Source organism: Pectobacterium quasiaquaticum, assembly GCF_014946775.2.
Taxonomy (GTDB): domain Bacteria; phylum Pseudomonadota; class Gammaproteobacteria; order Enterobacterales; family Enterobacteriaceae; genus Pectobacterium; species Pectobacterium aquaticum.
Genome location: NZ_CP065177.1, coordinates 4,150,228 through 4,168,027, shown reverse-complemented (window position 1 = coordinate 4,168,027; position 17,800 = coordinate 4,150,228). Strand labels below are relative to the sequence as shown.

Annotated in this window: 15 protein-coding genes; 9 read left to right on the top strand and 6 right to left on the bottom strand. The window is 52.3% G+C overall.

All coding sequences use genetic code 11. From position 1 onward, the window contains the following. Positions 1–58: 58 nt before the first annotated feature. From IG609_RS19080 to IG609_RS19060, 5 genes are all read left to right on the top strand, one after another. Positions 59–268: a hypothetical protein gene (locus tag IG609_RS19080; RefSeq protein ID WP_193400673.1), complete on the top strand. Its 210-nt coding sequence runs from the start codon at positions 59–61 to the stop codon at positions 266–268. A gap of 28 nt (positions 269–296) precedes the next feature. Then, positions 297–776 carry an Hcp family type VI secretion system effector gene (locus IG609_RS19075; protein WP_193400191.1) on the top strand — a complete coding sequence of 160 codons (480 nt, stop codon included), beginning with the start codon at positions 297–299 and terminating at the stop codon, positions 774–776. Positions 777–916: 140 nt separating this feature from the next. Further along, entirely contained in the window at positions 917–1,507 is a 591-nt protein-coding gene (locus tag IG609_RS19070; protein ID WP_193399259.1) for a lysozyme family protein, read from the top strand. Then, positions 1,504–1,944, top strand: coding sequence for a lysozyme inhibitor LprI family protein (locus IG609_RS19065; RefSeq protein ID WP_193399258.1), 441 nt, complete (start codon positions 1,504–1,506; stop codon positions 1,942–1,944). Before IG609_RS19070 ends, IG609_RS19065 begins: the two co-directional genes overlap by 4 nt. A 102-nt stretch (positions 1,945–2,046) precedes the next feature. Further along, positions 2,047–2,790, top strand: coding sequence for a DUF2461 domain-containing protein (locus tag IG609_RS19060; RefSeq protein ID WP_039277737.1), 744 nt, complete (start codon positions 2,047–2,049; stop codon positions 2,788–2,790). A gap of 18 nt (positions 2,791–2,808) precedes the next feature. Here the strand turns inward: IG609_RS19060 and IG609_RS19055 are convergent, their stop codons facing one another. Both IG609_RS19055 and ilvY read right to left on the bottom strand, forming a co-directional pair. Then, positions 2,809–3,609, bottom strand: a complete 801-nt coding sequence (locus IG609_RS19055) for a lysozyme inhibitor LprI family protein (protein WP_193400676.1) — start codon at positions 3,607–3,609, stop codon at positions 2,809–2,811. Beyond that, positions 3,606–4,496: an HTH-type transcriptional activator IlvY gene (ilvY, locus tag IG609_RS19050; protein ID WP_014916961.1), complete on the bottom strand. Its 891-nt coding sequence runs from the start codon at positions 4,494–4,496 to the stop codon at positions 3,606–3,608. The genes IG609_RS19055 and ilvY overlap by 4 nt, the downstream gene beginning before the upstream one ends. Before the next feature lie 167 nt (positions 4,497–4,663). On the opposite strand from ilvY, the gene ilvC reads away from it, so the two are divergent. Then, on the top strand, positions 4,664–6,142 hold the full coding sequence (ilvC, locus tag IG609_RS19045; protein ID WP_180787063.1) for a ketol-acid reductoisomerase: 1,479 nt from the start codon (positions 4,664–4,666) through the stop codon (positions 6,140–6,142). A 113-nt stretch (positions 6,143–6,255) separates the two neighbouring features. On the opposite strand, the gene putP is transcribed toward ilvC, so the two are convergent. Beyond that, positions 6,256–7,740: a sodium/proline symporter PutP gene (putP, locus tag IG609_RS19040; RefSeq protein WP_193399255.1), complete on the bottom strand. Its 1,485-nt coding sequence runs from the start codon at positions 7,738–7,740 to the stop codon at positions 6,256–6,258. Between the two features lie 196 nt (positions 7,741–7,936). On the opposite strand from putP, the gene putA reads away from it, so the two are divergent. Then, complete coding sequence (gene putA, locus IG609_RS19035) at positions 7,937–11,905, top strand: trifunctional transcriptional regulator/proline dehydrogenase/L-glutamate gamma-semialdehyde dehydrogenase (protein ID WP_193400678.1); 3,969 nt, start codon at positions 7,937–7,939, stop codon at positions 11,903–11,905. A 93-nt stretch (positions 11,906–11,998) separates the two neighbouring features. On the opposite strand, the gene ppiC is transcribed toward putA, so the two are convergent. Beyond that, positions 11,999–12,280, bottom strand: a complete 282-nt coding sequence (gene ppiC, locus IG609_RS19030; RefSeq protein WP_010294655.1) for a peptidylprolyl isomerase PpiC — start codon at positions 12,278–12,280, stop codon at positions 11,999–12,001. Positions 12,281–12,440: 160 nt separating this feature from the next. Here ppiC and rep point away from each other — a divergent pair, with 160 nt between their 5' ends. Beyond that, positions 12,441–14,462, top strand: coding sequence for a DNA helicase Rep (rep, locus tag IG609_RS19025; protein WP_193399253.1), 2,022 nt, complete (start codon positions 12,441–12,443; stop codon positions 14,460–14,462). Positions 14,463–14,483: 21 nt separating this feature from the next. Here rep and ppx read toward each other — a convergent pair whose 3' ends face one another. Together ppx and rhlB are read right to left on the bottom strand one after the other, a co-directional pair. Further along, positions 14,484–15,980 carry an exopolyphosphatase gene (gene ppx / locus IG609_RS19020; protein WP_193399252.1) on the bottom strand — a complete coding sequence of 499 codons (1,497 nt, stop codon included), beginning with the start codon at positions 15,978–15,980 and terminating at the stop codon, positions 14,484–14,486. A 6-nt stretch (positions 15,981–15,986) separates the two neighbouring features. Then, positions 15,987–17,276 carry an ATP-dependent RNA helicase RhlB gene (rhlB, locus tag IG609_RS19015; protein WP_193399251.1) on the bottom strand — a complete coding sequence of 430 codons (1,290 nt, stop codon included), beginning with the start codon at positions 17,274–17,276 and terminating at the stop codon, positions 15,987–15,989. A 118-nt stretch (positions 17,277–17,394) separates the two neighbouring features. On the opposite strand from rhlB, the gene trxA reads away from it, so the two are divergent. Beyond that, on the top strand, positions 17,395–17,721 hold the full coding sequence (gene trxA / locus IG609_RS19010; protein ID WP_010283883.1) for a thioredoxin TrxA: 327 nt from the start codon (positions 17,395–17,397) through the stop codon (positions 17,719–17,721). The last annotated feature ends 79 nt before the right edge of the window (positions 17,722–17,800 follow it).

Genomic DNA, 17,800 nt, shown 5'->3' with positions numbered 1-17,800 from the left:
TAATAATTATTTTCTAGGTTAGTTTGGTGAAAATTGGAATAACACATGGAGATCGAGTGTGAAAAATAAAGAAAAAATTGCCATTCAGTTAAATGAACAATTAAAGAGTAGCCTTATTAATAGTTCGTTACCTCCTGAAGAAATACTCGCATTGATGATGAAACTATGCCTTTCTCTGATGCAGGTGACTCAAAGTAATCTTGTGGAAATGAAGACGTCAGATGGACGAAAACTTTCACTCAAGCTTGATACACCATCAGTGCATTGATCATATTTATTCTTAGAGGCTGCTAAAAATGTCGAGTATTATCTATTTGGAGTTGACGGGTGATAAGCAAGGATTAATTTCTTCTGGCTGTTCAACATTACAGTCAATTGGTAATAGAAGCCAAATTGGTCATGAAGATCAGATTCAGGTGTTAAGTTTAAGTCACTCAATGAGTCATGCTGATAATCTATCCTGTCACCCCGTTGAAATAATTAAACTTATCGATAAATCGTCACCGTTGCTTGGTGTTTCTACCTCTTCCAATGAAAAGCTAAGTGCAAATTTCTTTTTGTATAGGATAAATGCCGCCGGGCAATTAGAGTTGTTTTATGTCATTAAATTAACAGATGCCCGTATTGTTGACATTTCTTGTAGTTATCCGCATTCGATTAATGACAATGACGTCATGCCATACGAGAAGGTTTTATTAAAATATAATTCCATATCATGGGAGCACAAAGTTGCGGGAACATCAGGTTATAGTATCTGGAATGATAGTGGTATTTAGTTTTATTTGGCAATAAAACATACAGCCATTGATAATTATGTTATTTATGGCTTTTTTATTAACTAATTAATCACTAGCCAAAGAGATGCTAAATAATTTTGTATATTGGTACTGCATATTAATAAAAAGGAATTTACTCAATGCTAAGAGTACCTCAAGGACAAATAACCTTTGATGGGGAAGGGGATGATGTTCCCAATAGTCCTTTTTTTAGCCGGGTCGTTCACTGGCCAGGAAATCCCAAATCTGGTGTGACGCTGGGGCGCGGCTATGATATGGGGAAGAGAACCAAGGGCGAAATTTATTCGGATATGCTCAGAGTGGGTATTGGGAGTGAAAAAGCGAGTTTAATCGCGACGGGGGCTGGGCTCAAGGGCGGAGCTGCCGCTACTTTCGTAAAAGAGTACAAAGAAAAAATTGGCGTGATTACACATCAACAGCAGGTAGAATTGTTTAATATGGTTTATGGTGGGTATATAGACATAGCGAAAAAGCGATATGCACGTTATTCCGCTGATGTACCCGGTAGAGTGAATTGGGATGAACTTCACCCCGCTATTCGAGACATTCTGGTAGATCTTGCCTATCAAGGGATTCCTGGGGAGAAGACTATTCCAGTAGCAGCAAAGAATGATATCGATCTGTTAATAAAGTTAATAGAGAGCGAGCCAGATTTGCTAAAGTATGAGGCCGGAAGAAATCGAGCGAGTTATTTAAGGATGAAAAAATGAAAAATATCTATTTCTGTATTTTGATACTATTTTCTGTGAACGGTATATCTCCTGCATTTGGTGAGATTTACTGGAGAAAATTTGACGTAATGGAAAAAACGCTGTGTAAAGATCTGATGAAAGATGGCGGTTATAATAAAGTGGACCTATGTATTAATCTGATGCTCTCGGATTCGACAGAAAAACTGGAGAAGAGAAATAAAGAAATAACAGAGGCTCTATCTAAACTTGATTCTTTTGAAAATTTTGAAGATCTTGTTAAGTCTTTCAAGAAGGATCAAACTGCATGGAAAAATTATGCTTCCCGTCGTTGCTCATATAAGCAATTGGCATTCATAAAAGATAGTCCTATTTATTTTTCCAGTAATCGTCTTTGTCATGCTGTAGAAAATTACAGACGGATTGAGACGCTAGATGGTGAGCCCAACATACTTTAATTACTCATCTTTTAGATAAGTGTGTCACGCCGCCGATGGTGTTTCACCGTCGGCGGCGTTATCTTTATGTCATCTGATTAGTAACAGGGATGGCATTTCTTTATGGCAACGCAATTCACGGGTTTTTCTCAAGCGGGTTTAACGTTTCTTCAGCAGGTTCGTCAGTACAACGATAAAGCGTGGTTTGACGAGCATCGTGCGGTTTACGATGAGCAACTGGTTGCGCCGTTCCGTACGTTGGTGGATGAGCTCAGTCTGACGATGTTGCAGATTGACGACCATTTTGAAACGCGTCCCGCTATCGGTAAGACCCTCTCCCGTATTCATCGCGACACGCGCTTTTCTCACGATAAATCACGCTATCGCAGCCATATGTGGCTCACTTTCAAACGTACTCGTAAAGACTGGACGGACGCGCCGGTGTATTTCTTTGAAATCACGCCGGATACCTGGCGTTACGGGCTGGGCTATTACAGCGCGACGCGGAATACGATGGACCTGTTCCGTCAGACGCTGCGCGGTAATCCGTCGCAGTTTCTTGAAGTAGCAAGCTGTCTGGGAAAGACCTTCACGCTGGAAGGCGAAAGCTACAAACGCCCGCTGATTAAAGAGCAGGAGCCGGAACTGGCTGACTGGTATAACCGTAAGTCGTTTGCCGCAATATCTACCCGACAGGATATGGACGCGCTGTTTTCCGGCGATCTGGTGACGGTTCTGTCACAGGGTTTTACCCAGCTTGAACCGCTCTATCATTACCTGATGAACGTCGAAACCATGAAGAAGGCCGCGCAGGAAACGGAGTCCGATACGCGGGCATTTTCGGCGGATAAGTGGTTCGAACGTTAGAGCCAGAGATAGCCAACCTTACTGTGTTTTCTGCGGCTCCACTGGCGTTTTATCGCGCTCCAGCAAAGTGTTAAACAGGTAACCTTCTTCCCGATTGCTGCCGAAGGTGGCGATTTGTAGATGATCATCGTCAATGCAGGTGAGTAGTATTTTCACCTGCTGACCGAAGCTGCTTTCACCTTTGCCAATCGCCTGTACATCGCTCATCTGACGGGCCGTGAAGGCGGAATCATCCAGCTTGTTACCGTAGCGAAATGCAATGGATGCGCCGCCTTCAATCTTGCCGCGCTGGTTGGTCATCGTCAGGCTGACGGCGTGGTAGGGCGCTTTCTGGTCATACATTTCCCGAAAATAATCCCCCAGATCGCGATATTCCTCGGCGGAAAGCCCTGACATCACATATTCATAGCTGAATGAACCGTGGAAACAAGCGGTGCTTTTCACGGGTGTAATCGGGGAAGGGAGTGCGTGCTGCGCGATGTCATTCAGATAGCGCAGCCGATTTAGCTGTTGTTGATAACGCTGGCGCAAACAGTCTTCGTCTTTGCATTGATCGCGTGTGGTCAGCCAACTGCGTTGAAACTGGTTGAGCGTTTTTTCCCACGGCGCGCTGTTGTCGTACGCCGTCAGGAACGCGCGGGAGGTCTTCCAGACCTGTGCCAGTTCTTCATCGAGCTGCCCGAGCAGCGGGCTGGCGCAAATCAGCGTCTCCTGCGTTGAGGCGGCTTTTTCGCAGGGGAAACTGGCGGCTTGCGCATGGTGGCTGAGGGAGGCCAACGTCACCCCAGCGGCGATGATGGCAGTGAAGGCTATCTTCATGGGGTATCCTGTAATATGTCCCAAAAGGCGGCAATCAGCGGTTCGCTAAGCCGTTTTTTCTGTACGCACACGCCGAGTTCAAGCGGCTCCATCACCTGTTCGACAAAGACAGAGACGCGGTTGCGTACCGGTTCCGGGCTGTTTTCCAGCACTACATTTGGAATCAGCGCGATGCCGCAGCCCAGCGCAACCATCGATACCATCGCTTCGTGCCCGGAGATGGTGGCGTAAATCTGTGGGTTAGTGATGTGGTTGCGTCGGAACCACAGATCGATGCGCTTACGCACTGGGCCGTGTTCCGGCAGGATAAACGGAATCTGCGACCAGTCTGGGTCTGCCTGCCGCACCAGCGACTGCACGGGGCAGGGAAGTGCCGGGATAATCAACGCCAGTGGCAGTTTATCGAGCGGCATGAAGTCAACGCTGACAGGCAGCGCTTCCGGGCGTCCCGCAATCCCCAAATCCCCATCGTTCGACTGAATTTTCTCAACGGCATCGGCGGCATCGCCTGTCGTCAGTTTAATTTCCACCAGCGGGTGCAGCGCCCGAAAGCGATCCAGTATCGGCGGCAGGTGGCTGTAGGCGGCGGTGACGGAACAGAAGATCCGCAGTTCGCCGCTTAACGACGGCCCGTGCTGGTCTATCGTGTGGCGTAGCTGCTGGTATTGCAGCAACGTTTGCTGGGCGAACTGCTTCAGGTGATCTCCGGCATCGGTAAGCTGCACGGTACGGTTATCGCGCAGAAACAGCGTCTGTCCTAAATCCTCTTCCAGCCGCTGAATTTGCCGTGACAGCGTGGACGGGCTGATGTGCATCGCCTTGGCGGTACGGCCAAAGTGCCGACTTTCCGCCAGATGCAGGAATAATTTGAGATCACGTAAATCCATGCGATACAGGCCCCGTTTTTGATCTTGCAAATAGTGCAATGTGACGTTGTTAATATATCAATTTAAGCAACGCAATTCCTGTCATATGATGGGGTCATAGTGAATTCCCCTCTGGTGGGAATCCTTTCTCGAATAACAGACAAACAAAACCGTATACGGAGCACGACATGGCTAACTATTTCAACACATTAAACCTGCGTCAGCAGCTGGATCAATTGGGCAAGTGCCGCTTCATGGGGCGTGATGAATTTGCCGATGAGGCGAGCTACCTGAAAGGGAAAAAAGTGGTGATCGTCGGCTGTGGTGCTCAGGGGCTGAACCAGGGTCTGAACATGCGTGATTCCGGCCTGGATATCGCTTACGCCCTGCGTGCTGAAGCGATTGCCGAAAAACGTGCATCATGGCGCAAAGCAACCGAAAACGGCTTCACCGTTGGCACCTATGAAGATCTGATCCCGCAGGCTGACCTGGTGGTTAACCTGACGCCGGACAAACAGCACTCTGCCGTGGTTCAGGCAGTACAACCGCTGATGAAACAGGGGGCAGCGCTGGGCTACTCTCACGGTTTCAACATCGTTGAAGTGGGCGAGCAAATCCGTAAAGACATCACCGTCGTGATGGTGGCACCGAAGTGCCCAGGTACGGAAGTACGTGAAGAATACAAACGTGGTTTCGGCGTACCAACGCTTATCGCGGTTCACCCAGAAAACGATCCGAAAGGCGAAGGCATGGCCATCGCTAAAGCATGGGCTGCGGCAACCGGTGGTCACCGTGCTGGCGTTCTGCAATCTTCTTTCGTTGCGGAAGTGAAATCTGACCTGATGGGTGAGCAGACCATTCTGTGCGGTATGTTGCAGGCGGGTTCTCTGCTGAGCTTCGACAAACTGGTTGCTGAAGGCACCGATCCGGCTTATGCAGAAAAACTGATTCAGTTCGGCTGGGAAACCATCACCGAAGCGCTGAAGCAGGGTGGGATCACGCTGATGATGGATCGCCTGTCTAACCCAGCGAAACTGCGTGCTTACGCGTTGTCTGAGCAGTTGAAAGGCATCATGGCGCCGCTGTTCCAGAAACACATGGATGACATCATCTCCGGCGAATTCTCCAGCGGCATGATGGCTGACTGGGCGAACGATGACGTGAAACTACTGACCTGGCGTGAAGAGACCGGTAAAACGGCATTCGAAAACGCACCGCAGTTCGACGGTAAAATCGCTGAGCAAGAATACTTTGATAATGGCGTGCTGATGGTTGCGATGGTGAAAGCGGGCGTTGAGCTGGCGTTTGAAACCATGGTGAGCTCTGGCATCATCGAAGAGTCGGCTTACTACGAATCACTGCATGAGCTGCCGCTGATCGCCAATACCATTGCGCGTAAGCGTCTGTATGAAATGAACGTGGTTATCTCTGATACCGCTGAATACGGTAACTACCTGTTTGCTAACGCTGCCGTTCCGTTGCTGAAAGAGGCGTTCATGGCATCCCTGCAGCCGGGCGATCTGGGCAAAGCGGTCGCGGGCACCGAAGTGGACAACGCGCAACTGCGTGATGTTAACGAAGCGATCCGTAATCACCCAATCGAAACCGTAGGCCACACGCTGCGCGGTTACATGAAAGACATGAAGCGTATCGCCGTTGCGGGTTAATTTCCATCGGTGATCGAAATAGAAGAGGGCACAGCATTGGCTGTGCCCTCTTTTTTATCAACGAACGCTTTTATCGGCGGACTTTTGTAGCAATAGCAAACGTATGTGTTTTATCAAACGGACTTGTATTCTGCTTCCGCCTGATTGAAGCGGTCGGTAATCGCTTTTGATGGCGCTTTACCCAGTAGGCTGACGATGAAAATAGTCAGACTGTTGAAGATGAAGCCGGGGATGATTTCATACAGACCCAGCCAAGCGTACTGTTTCCAGATTAGCACAGTGGCCGCCCCCACAATCATACCGAGTAGTGCGCCGTTGCGCGTCATACGTGGCCACAGCAGAGAAATCAAAATCACTGGCCCGAATGCGGCACCGAAGCCTGCCCAGGCATAGCTCACCAAACCCAGTACGCGGTTTTCAGGGTTAAGAGACAGCGCGATAGCGATGATAGCCACTAACAGCACCATGGCGCGGCCCACCCAGACCAGCTCTTTCTGGCTGGCATTTTTGCGCAGGAACGGCTTGTATAAATCTTCGGTGATGGCACTGGAACAGACCAGCAACTGGCAACTCAGCGTACTCATCACGGCAGCAAGAATCGCTGACAGCAGCACGCCGGCAATCCACGGGTTGAACAGCAGCATGGACAGCTCGATAAAGACACGCTCGCTGTTTTGCGTCACATTGCCCGCCTGATCCGGATTATTGTGGAAGTAGGCGATGCCGAAGAAGCCGACTGTTACGGCACCGGCCAGACAAAGAATCATCCAGGTCATACTGATACGGCGCGCGTTGTGGATCGTGTGGTGTGAATCCGCAGCCATAAAGCGCGCCAGAATGTGTGGCTGGCCGAAATAGCCGAGACCCCAGCCCATCAGCGAGATAATGGCGACAAAATTCAGCCCTTTGAACATATCCAGATTGGCCGGATTTTTCGCTTCAATTACCATCAGCGAGCTATCGATTCCCCCAAGGGATAGGATGGCGATCACTGGTGTTAGGATCAGGGCGAAAATCATCAGGCTGGCCTGAACGGTATCCGTCCAGCTTACCGCCAGAAAGCCGCCGATAAAGGTATAAGCGATGGTGGCCGCTGCGCCTGCCCATAATGCAGTGCCATAGCTCATGCCAAAGGTGCTTTCAAACAGACGAGCCCCTGCAACTATGCCGGATGCACAATAGATGGTGAAGAAAATCAGGATGACTAACGCGGAGATGACACGCAGTAATTTGCTGTTATCTTCAAAGCGGTGGGTGAAATAGTCGGGTAGCGTAAGTGCGTTGTGGTTGACTTCGGTGTGTACGCGCAGACGTCCGGCGACCCATTTCCAGTTCAGGTACGCGCCTAACGTTAGGCCGATCGCGATCCAGCTTTCAGAAATGCCGGAAATGAAAATGGCACCTGGTAACCCCATCAACAGCCAGCCGCTCATGTCAGACGCGCCAGCCGATAGCGCGGTAACCACGCTTCCCATCCGGCGCCCGCCTAGAATGTAATCGCCAAAGTTATTGGTGGCGCGGTAGGCAAACAGGCCGATGAGGACCATCCCGAAAATATACACCAGAAACGTCACCAGCATGGGTGTGCTTATTGTCATTCAACTCTCCACATTCTTTTTCGTGCCGCTGTTACGGCGACGCTGTGTTTTATAGTAATCACTCAGGCCGGAACGAGGTCTGACGGTGATGATGGACTGCAACTGATCCATTTGTTAACAAGGTTGCACAAAGTTGCAGCATGATTGATATTTGCGTTATCCCGATGTGCATCTTCTCATGACAGGAGTGGACTCTATGGGTTCTACCACGATGGGTGTAAAACTCGATAAGGAAACGCGCGAGCGCATCAAGGCGGCAGCACAGCGTATTGATCGCACACCGTACTGGCTGATCAAACAGGCTATTTTCCATTACCTCGAACGCCTCGAAAGTGGCCCCAACACGCCTGAAACACCGCCATGGGCGAACGTCAGCCACATTGAAGCGGAAGAGATTATGCCGCAATCTCAGGAAGAAGAAACCCACCAACCCTTTCTTGATTTCGCCGAGCACATTCTTCCGCAGTCCGTTATCCGCGCCGCCATCACTTCTGTTTACCGCCGCCCCGAAAATGAACTGGTGCCTATCTTGCTCGAACAAGCAAGACTTACTGATGAAATGTCGCAGTTAACGCAGAAACTGGCTTATCAACTGGCAGGGAAATTACGCGATCAGAAAGCTGGAAACGGGCGTGTGGGCATTGTGCAAGGGCTGTTACAGGAATTCTCACTTTCTTCTCAGGAAGGGGTGGCGCTGATGTGTTTAGCCGAAGCGCTGCTGCGTATTCCTGATAAATCCACGCGTGATGCGCTGATCCGCGACAAGATCAGTCGGGGAAATTGGCAGGCGCATCTTGGCCGCAGCCCGTCACTCTTTGTAAATGCTGCAACTTGGGGGCTGCTGTTTACCGGAAAGCTGGTGGCGACGCACAACGAAGTGAACCTGTCGAATTCGCTGAACCGCATCATCGGGAAAAGCGGTGAACCGCTTGTCCGCAAAGGCGTCGATATGGCTATGCGGCTGATGGGGGGGCAGTTTGTCACGGGAGAAACCATGGGTGAAGCGCTGGCGAATGCCCGCGAACGGGAGAGTAAAGGCTTCCGTTACTCTTACGATATGTTAGGTGAAGCCGCGCTGACGGAGCACGATGCCGCTACCTATCTGACGGCCTATCAACAGGCGATTCATGCTATCGGCAAAGCCTCGAACGGGCGTGGGATTTACGAAGGGCCGGGTATCTCCATCAAGCTGTCGGCGCTGCATCCCCGCTATAGCCGGCCGCAGTATGACCGTGTGATGGAGGAACTTTATCCGCGTTTGTTGATGCTGACGTTGCTAGCGCGCCAATACGATATTGGGATCAATATTGACGCGGAGGAAGCCGATCGACTGGAGATCTCGCTCGATCTGCTGGAAAAACTCTGCATGGAGCCGCAGTTGGCGGGGTGGAACGGCGTTGGGTTTGTCATTCAGGCTTATCAGAAACGCTGCCCGTATGTGATTGATGCGCTGATTGAGCTGGCACAGCGCAGCCGTCGGCGGCTGATGATTCGTCTGGTGAAAGGGGCGTACTGGGACAGTGAAATCAAGCGCGCGCAGGTTGACGGGCTGGAAGGCTACCCGGTCTACACGCGTAAGGTTTATACCGATGTGTCGTATCTGGCGTGCGCTCGGAAGCTGCTGGCCGTCCCGAATCTGATTTACCCGCAGTTTGCCACGCACAACGCGCAGACGCTAAGCGCGATCTACCACATGGCGGGCAACAATTATTATCCCGGTCAGTATGAGTTTCAATGCCTGCATGGCATGGGTGAACCGCTCTACGATCAGGTGGTGGGCGCGGTGGCTGACGGCAAGCTGAACCGTCCGTGTCGTATTTATGCTCCGGTCGGAACCCATGAAACGCTGCTGGCTTACCTGGTGCGACGCCTGCTGGAAAACGGCGCGAATACCTCATTTGTTAACCGCATTGCAGATACCTCAATGGCGCTGGAAACGCTGATTACCGATCCGATTCGTGGCGTAGAGGCGCTGGCAAAAGTGGAATGGAGCATGGGCGCACCGCATCCCAAGATTCCTCTGCCACGTCAGCTATATGGGCGGGAACGGCAAAATTCGAGCGGACTGGATCTCTCGAACGAGCACCGGTTGGCTTCTCTCTCCAGCGCGTTGCTAAATCACGCGTCACAGCCGTGGTACGCCGCGCCGATGATTGAGGGGGAAAGCGAGGCAAGTGAAGAAAGGCCTGTCGTGAATCCCGCCGATGTACATGATGTGGTGGGCTATGTTCGCGATGCCTCCGTGGCAGATGTTGAGCAGGCGGTAGAAGCCGCGGTGCATGCGGGCACTATCTGGTTTGCGACGCGGCCCGCAGAGCGGGCCGCGATATTGAATCAGGCTGCCTCGCTGATGGAAAGGCAGTTGCAAAGCCTGCTCGGGCTGCTGGTGCGGGAAGCGGGTAAATCCTTCAGTAACGCGATTGCGGAAGTGCGCGAAGCGGTGGACTTCTTACGTTATTACGCGGCTCAGGTTCGTGACACGTTCACCAATGATACCTATCGTCCGCTGGGGCCAGTGGTTTGCATCAGTCCGTGGAATTTCCCGCTGGCGATCTTCACCGGACAAATTTCTGCCGCACTGGCGGCTGGAAACAGCGTGCTGGCGAAGCCCGCTGAACAGACCCCGCTGATTGCGGCGCAGGCGGTGCGTATTTTGCATGAGGCGGGCATTCCTCTGGGCGTGCTGCAACTGCTGCCCGGACAGGGAGAAACGATTGGTGCGGCGTTGGTGAACGATGAACGGGTACGCGGCGTGGTGTTTACTGGATCGACGACTGTTGCTAAAACCCTGCAACGCAGCATTGCGGGTAGGCTCGATCCACAGGGGCGTTTGACGCCGCTGATTGCCGAAACGGGTGGCTTGAATGCGATGATTGTCGATTCGTCTGCGCTGACGGAGCAGGTGGTGAATGACGTTATCGCTTCTGCATTCGACAGCGCTGGACAGCGTTGCTCGGCGCTGCGCCTGCTGTGCCTGCAAGAGGATATTGCGGATCGCACTCTGGCTATGCTGCGTGGCGCGATGGCGGAGTGTCGAATGGGGAACCCTGAGCGGTTATCGACCGACATCGGTCCGCTGATTGACGCGGATGCGAAAGAGAACGTGGAACTGCATATCCAGACGATGCGGGCGAAAGGCCATACGGTATTTCAGGCAGCGTATCCGCAGGATGAGGAGACGTGGCGGCACGGGATGTTTGTGAAACCGACCCTGATAGAATTGAGCAAGATAGACGAGCTGAAAAAAGAAGTTTTTGGTCCAGTTTTACACGTCGTTCGCTATCAAAGCCAGCAGTTGGATGCAGTGATTGCGCAGATCAACGCGGCGGGATACGGTCTGACGCTGGGTGTGCATACCCGCATTGATGAAACTATCTTGCGTGTGACGGGCAAGGCGAAAGTGGGTAATCAATATGTGAACCGCAATATGGTCGGTGCCGTTGTCGGCGTTCAACCGTTTGGCGGGGAAGGCTTATCGGGAACCGGGCCAAAGGCGGGCGGGCCGCTTTACCTGTATCGCTTGCTGGCACATCGGCCAGACGACGCGCTTGCGGCAGAATTCGCACAACAGAACCATGAGCAGGCGCTGGATGCATCTGCCCGAGCGTCGCTGTTGGCGGGGCTACAGGCGCTGGAAGACTGGGCGATTGCCGAGGAGCGTCACGGGCTGGCGACGTTATGCCAGCGCTACAGAGAATATAGCGTCAGCGGGACAACGCGACTGCTGCCTGGCCCGACTGGGGAACGTAATTCCTATACGCTGTTGCCGCGTGAGCGGATTCTGTGTTTGGCGGATAATGAGGACGATCGCTTGATTCAGACGGCGGCGGTGCTGGCGACGGGCGGGAAACTGCTGTGGCCGGAAGGTGAGCACGAGAAAATGCTTTATGGCCGTTTACCCGCAGGCGTGCAGTCGCATATTCAGTTCACGCCCGACTGGCAGCGGCACGGGGTGTCTTTTCATGGTGTCATTTATCATGGGGATGCCGATCGGTTACGGCAGTTGAGTGAGGTGCTTGCAGCGCGCGACGGCCCGATTATCCAGCCGTTAGGCTATGCGCAGGGCGATACCCACATTCAGTTGGAACGTCTGTTGATCGAACGTTCTCTGAGTATCAATACCGCCGCTGCGGGCGGCAATGCCAGCCTGATGACGATAGGGTAGTCAGGCATTAAATAGAAAAAGCGCGCTAAACCAGAAGGTCGGCGCGCTTTTTATGTTCGGTGCGTCGGCGTGACGACTGAGTGGCGGTGCAGCTTAATTGCGGTAAAGCACTTTGATCACATGGTAGCCAAACTGGGTTTTCACTGGACCAAACGGTTTCAGCAATTCGCAGGAAAACACTGCCTTATCGAACGCTGGCACCATGTCGCCTTTACGAAACTCACCTAAATCGCCGCCGTTGCGTTTTGACGGGCAGGTTGAGTGCTTCTGTGCCAGTTTCTGGAAGTCTGCACCTTTTTCCAGTTGCGCAAGAATGTCATTAGCTTCCTGCTCAGTGTCTACCAGGATGTGTAGGGCTGCTGCGGTATTTGCCATGTTATTACCTTTTTTGCAAAAGAGATTCCGGCGCGCAATGTAACATTTGCAACGCAAGATGTGGACTGCGATGTGCTTTCCTTAATAACAAATCCCTGGTCAAGATCGATACGGCTTTCTGCTACAATCGCCTTCCGTTTTATGAGTGAGCAAGATTGTTATGCGCTTAAACCCCAGCCAACAACACGCCGTCGAATTCGTCACCGGACCTTGTCTGGTGCTGGCGGGCGCAGGTTCAGGCAAGACCCGCGTTATCACCAACAAAATCGCGCACCTTATTCGCCAGTGTGGCTATCAGGCTAAGCACATTGCCGCTGTGACGTTTACCAACAAAGCGGCACGAGAGATGAAGGAGCGCGTGGCACAGACGCTGGGGCGTAAAGAAACGCGTGGGTTGATGATCGCGACCTTCCATACGCTGGGGTTGGAGATCATCAAACGTGAATACGTCGCGTTGGGCATGAAATCCAATTTTTCCCTGTTTGACGATCAGGACCAGATGGCGCTGCTGAAAGAGCTGACGGAACAGTGGCTGGAAAACGATAAGGTTCTGCTGCAACAGCTGATCTCGACGATCTCAAACTGGAAAAACGATCTGATCGATCCTGCCGGTGCGGCAGCAACCGCTCGCTCCGAACGCGACAAGCTGTTTGTGCATTGCTATTCGCTCTATCACGACCACCTGCGTGCCTGCAACGTACTGGACTTCGACGATCTGATTTTGCTGCCCACGCTGTTGCTGAAGCAGAACGCAGAGGTACGTGAACGCTGGCAGAACCGCTTACGTTACCTGCTGGTGGATGAGTATCAGGACACCAACACCAGCCAGTATGAGCTTATTAAGCTACTGGTTGGCACCCGCGCGCGTTTTACCGTCGTAGGCGATGACGATCAGTCAATTTACTCCTGGCGTGGTGCGCGACCGCAGAATCTGGTGTTGCTACAGCAGGATTTCCCCGCGCTTGACGTGATCAAGCTGGAACAAAACTACCGCTCATCCGGACGTATTCTGAAAGCCGCCAATATTCTCATCGCCAATAACCCGCACGTTTTTGAAAAGCGTCTGTTCTCGGAGCTGGGTTACGGTGATGAACTCAAAGTGATTACCGCTAACAATGAAGATCACGAAGCGGAGCGGGTCGTTGGTGAGCTGATTGCTCATCACTTTATTAAAAAGACCCAGTACGGCGACTATGCCATTTTGTATCGTGGCAACCATCAATCGCGTCTGTTTGAAAAGATGCTGATGCAGAACCGTATTCCGTATCGTATCTCCGGCGGCACGTCGTTTTTCTCCCGACCTGAAATCAAAGATTTACTGGCTTACCTGCGCGTACTGACCAACCCGGACGATGACAGCGCGTTCTTACGTATTGTGAACACGCCCAAGCGTGAGATTGGCCCGGCGACGATGAAGAAGCTAGGCGAGTGGGCAGGGCAGCGCAATAAAGGTCTGTTCAGCGCGAGTTTTGATCTCGGGCTGAGCCAGACGCTGACCGGTCGTGGGTTGGAGTCCCTGCAACGGTTTACCCAGTGGCTGGCGGAAATCGCCCGTCTGGCAGAGCGTGAACCGGTTGCCGCCGTGCGCGACCTGATTCATGGGCTGGACTACGAAAGCTGGCTGTATGAAACCTCGCCGAGCCCAAAAGCCGCAGAAATGCGGATGAAGAACGTCAATCAGCTATTCAGTTGGATGACGGAAATGCTGGAAGGATCCGATCTGGATGAGCCGATGACGCTAACGCAGGTCGTAACGCGCTTCACGCTGCGGGACATGATGGAACGGGGAGAGAGTGAAGAGGAACTGGATCAGGTTCAGCTAATGACGCTACATGCGTCCAAAGGCTTGGAATTCCCGTACGTCTTTTTAGTTGGGATGGAAGAAGGTCTGTTGCCGCACCAGAGCAGCATTGATGAAGATAACGTCGACGAAGAGCGCCGTCTGGCATACGTGGGGATTACGCGTGCTCAGCGTGAACTGTTCTTCACATTGTGCAAAGAACGCCGCCAGTATGGTGAGTTGGTGCGCCCTGAGCCGAGTCGCTTCCTGCTTGAACTGCCGCAGGATGATGTGGTGTGGGAAACGGAAAGAAAAGTGGTGAGCGCACAAGAGCGTATGCAGAAAGGTCAGACGAACGTCGCTAATATTCGGGCGATGTTGGCAAAAGCAAAAGGGGAATAATCATCCCCCCTTTTATATCCGTTAAGCTGGGGTTTCTTCCAGCATCAGCGGCCAGTGTACGTAGCTCTGCCAGCGGCTTTCCTGTTCCAGCATTTCTGTCCTTAACGGGTGCTGAGCCAGCCAGCCAGCGGGCAGAATCAAACGCAATGCTTCGCCTTCTACGCGCAACCGTACTGCTGGCAGCGTGTCATCGCGGCGGCGGCTGGCAAAAATAATCGCCAGACGCAACAGGCGGCAAAGGCGCTGTGCCTGATTGATCGGCAGCGCATTTTGCTGGCTGAGCGGCATTAAATCGACAGGGTTAATCTGGTTTTGCAGGAGCGTAGCTAACAATTTCTTCTGGGCGGGTGTAAAGCCAGGGAGATCGCTATGGCGAATCAAGTAGGCTGCATGCTGGGGCGATTGGCGAAAATCGATGCTCAAACCAATTTCATGAACCAGACAGGCGCTGCGCAGTAACTCGCGACATCGGCTATCTAACTGCCAGTCACGGGCAACCTGCTGCAGAAAGTTGTCCGCCAGTGTGCTAACGCGTTTAGCCTGTTCGGTATCCAGCAGATAGCGGCGCTGCAGTGTTGCTAACGTACGATGACGAATATCCTGATCGACGGGCAGATGCAACATGCCATAGACCAGTCCTTCACGCAGCGCGCCTCCGGCCAGCGTCATCGTTTTGATGTCAAGCTCCTGGAAGATCGCCAGCAGAATGGCTAATCCGCTGGGGAAAACCAGCGCGCGTTCCAGCGTCAGGCCATCAATTTCCAATTCTTCCAGCTTATCGCACTGAATCGCATGCTCTTTAAGCTGTCTGAGCTTCGGCAGAGTAATGTATTCATCCATTCCCTGCGCGACCATAATTTCCTGTAGCGCTTGGACTGTGCCGGAAGCACCGACGCAAATTTGCCAGCCCTGCTCGCGCAGAGAAGTCGCGACAGGACGCAGCATGTCACGTGCCGCCTGTTCAGCGCGTTCAAAGTTACCGGCTTCCAGATTGCGGTCGCTGAAATAGCGATCCAGCCAGGTTACACATCCCATCGGGAGGCTGATCAACTGGGTCGCTTTTGCGCCGATTCCCGTTGCCAGTTCGGTACTGCCGCCGCCAATATCTACAACAAGGCGCGCATCTGGGCCGCCTGTCGTATGTGCCACGCCTTGATAAATCAAGCGTGCTTCTTCTTCACCGCTGATAACCTGAATCGGCAAGCCCAAAATTTCCTGAGCCCGTTGCAGAAACTCGTCAGCGTTCGTTGCCAGCCGCAGGGTTGCGGTCGCGACGACGCGCACCTGATCTTGAGGAATGTCCTGCAAACGCTCGGAGAACAATTGTAGGCACTGCCAGCCGCGCTGCATCGCTTCCTGCGAGAGCCGATTCTGCTTATCCAGTCCTGCCGCAAGGCGGACTTTACGCTTTATTTTCGCCAGCGTCTGAATGCTGCCTGCGGTTTCCCGGGTGACCAGCATATGGAAGCTGTTCGAGCCGAGATCGATGGCAGCGTAAAGTGAAGAAGAGCTCAGCATCGACGGTTATTCCGCTCGTTTACGGTTATTACGGGGCGCTCCGCTGCGGCGCGGCGCATTGTGTCGGCGCGGGCCATTATTGGAACGCGGTGGACGCGTTAAACGCTTCGGCGCAGGTAAATCACTCATCAGTGCGTCACTGTTGTATTTGCTGACTGGGATACCGTGACCGATATAGGTTTCGATAGCTGGGAGATTCAGCGCGTACTCTTCACAGGCCAGGCTGATAGAGAATCCGCTTTGTCCCGCACGGCCCGTACGACCAATACGGTGAACGTAGTCTTCGCAGTCATCCGGCAGATCGTAGTTGAAAACGTGGGTCACAGAAGGAATGTGCAAACCGCGTGCTGCCACGTCCGTTGCCACCAGAATATCCAGATTACCTTGGGTAAATTCTTCCAAAATACGCAGGCGTTTTTTCTGCGCGACGTCGCCTGTCAGCAACCCAACGCGATGGCCATCGGCAGCAAGATGGCCCCAGACGTCTTCGCAGCGATGCTTGGTATTTGCGAAAATAATGCAGCGGTCCGGCCACTCTTCTTCCAGCAGTGTCTGAAGCAGGCGCATTTTTTCTTCGTTGGACGGATAAAACAGTTCTTCTGTAATACGATGGCCGGTTTTCTGCTCCGGTTCGACTTCCACGTACTCGGCGTTATTCATCTGTTCAAACGCGAGTTCACGCACCCGGTAGGAGAGCGTAGCGGAAAAGAGCATGTTCAGGCGCTGTGCCGCTGCGGGCATGCGGCGGAATAGCCAGCGAATGTCTTTGATGAAGCCGAGATCGTACATGCGATCGGCTTCGTCCAGCACGACAACCTGAATCGCGCCGAGATTGATATGGTTCTGTTTGGCGTAGTCGATCAGGCGACCGGTGGTGCCGATCAGAATATCAACGCCGCTTTCCAGCACTTTAAGCTGTTTGTCGTAGCCGTCGCCACCGTAGGCTAAACCTAATTTTAGCCCAGTTGCCTGAGACAGCGCTTCTGCATCAGAGTGAATCTGGACAGCCAGTTCACGGGTTGGTGCCATAATTAAAGCACGTGGCTGGTTGGTCTGACGCTCTGCATTTGCAGGGTGTGAAAGCAAATAATGGAAAGTAGACGCAAGAAAAGCCAGCGTCTTGCCGGTACCGGTTTGCGCCTGACCCGCAACATCACGCCCTGACAAAGCCAATGGCAGAGCTAACGCCTGAATAGGCGTACAGTTATGAAACCCTTTACTTTCAAGAGCTTCGATAACCTGCGGGTGCAGGGCGAAGTCGGAAAACTTCTGTTCAGTTAAGTGTGTTTTGCTCATAGTGTGGTAGAATATCAGCTAACTATTGCTTTACGAAAGCGTATCCGGTGAAATAAAGTCAACCCGTTGTTGGTTAATGCTACACCAACAAGGTAGAAATAATCCTGCGGAGTAAAATATGAGCGATAAAATAATTCACCTGACTGATGACAGCTTCGGCACGAAAGTATTGCAAGCTGAGGGCGCAATCTTGGTTGATTTCTGGGCTGAGTGGTGTGGTCCTTGCAAAATGATCGCTCCTATTCTAGATGAAATTGCCGAAGAGTTTGAAGGTAAACTGACGGTTACCAAACTGAACATCGATGAAAACCCAGCGACTGCGCCGAAATATGGTATTCGTGGTATCCCTACTCTGCTGCTGTTTAAAAACGGCGAAGTCGCAGCGACGAAAGTCGGCGCACTGTCCAAAGGGCAACTGAAAGAGTTCCTGACGGCGAATCTGTAATTAGCTGACCCCTGCGAAAGGGGATTGTCGACGGGCGCAATTGGGCAATATGTAATTCTCATATTGACTGCTTGCCGCT

Bases quoted from the DNA above. Each gene is read 5' to 3' on its own strand.
- ppx (WP_193399252.1), bottom strand. From the start codon at position 15,980: ATGCTGAGCTCTTCTTCACTTTACGCTGCCATCGATCTCGGCTCGAAC.
- IG609_RS19070 (WP_193399259.1), top strand. From the start codon at position 917: ATGCTAAGAGTACCTCAAGGACAAATAACCTTTGATGGGGAAGGGGAT.
- ilvC (WP_180787063.1), top strand. From the start codon at position 4,664: ATGGCTAACTATTTCAACACATTAAACCTGCGTCAGCAGCTGGATCAA.
- IG609_RS19075 (WP_193400191.1), top strand. From the start codon at position 297: ATGTCGAGTATTATCTATTTGGAGTTGACGGGTGATAAGCAAGGATTA.
- ppiC (WP_010294655.1), bottom strand. From the start codon at position 12,280: ATGGCAAATACCGCAGCAGCCCTACACATCCTGGTAGACACTGAGCAG.
- IG609_RS19065 (WP_193399258.1), top strand. From the start codon at position 1,504: ATGAAAAATATCTATTTCTGTATTTTGATACTATTTTCTGTGAACGGT.
- putP (WP_193399255.1), bottom strand. From the start codon at position 7,740: ATGACAATAAGCACACCCATGCTGGTGACGTTTCTGGTGTATATTTTC.
- rep (WP_193399253.1), top strand. From the start codon at position 12,441: ATGCGCTTAAACCCCAGCCAACAACACGCCGTCGAATTCGTCACCGGA.
- trxA (WP_010283883.1), top strand. From the start codon at position 17,395: ATGAGCGATAAAATAATTCACCTGACTGATGACAGCTTCGGCACGAAA.
- rhlB (WP_193399251.1), bottom strand. From the start codon at position 17,276: ATGAGCAAAACACACTTAACTGAACAGAAGTTTTCCGACTTCGCCCTG.
- putA (WP_193400678.1), top strand. From the start codon at position 7,937: ATGGGTTCTACCACGATGGGTGTAAAACTCGATAAGGAAACGCGCGAG.
- ilvY (WP_014916961.1), bottom strand. From the start codon at position 4,496: ATGGATTTACGTGATCTCAAATTATTCCTGCATCTGGCGGAAAGTCGG.
- IG609_RS19060 (WP_039277737.1), top strand. From the start codon at position 2,047: ATGGCAACGCAATTCACGGGTTTTTCTCAAGCGGGTTTAACGTTTCTT.
- IG609_RS19055 (WP_193400676.1), bottom strand. From the start codon at position 3,609: ATGAAGATAGCCTTCACTGCCATCATCGCCGCTGGGGTGACGTTGGCC.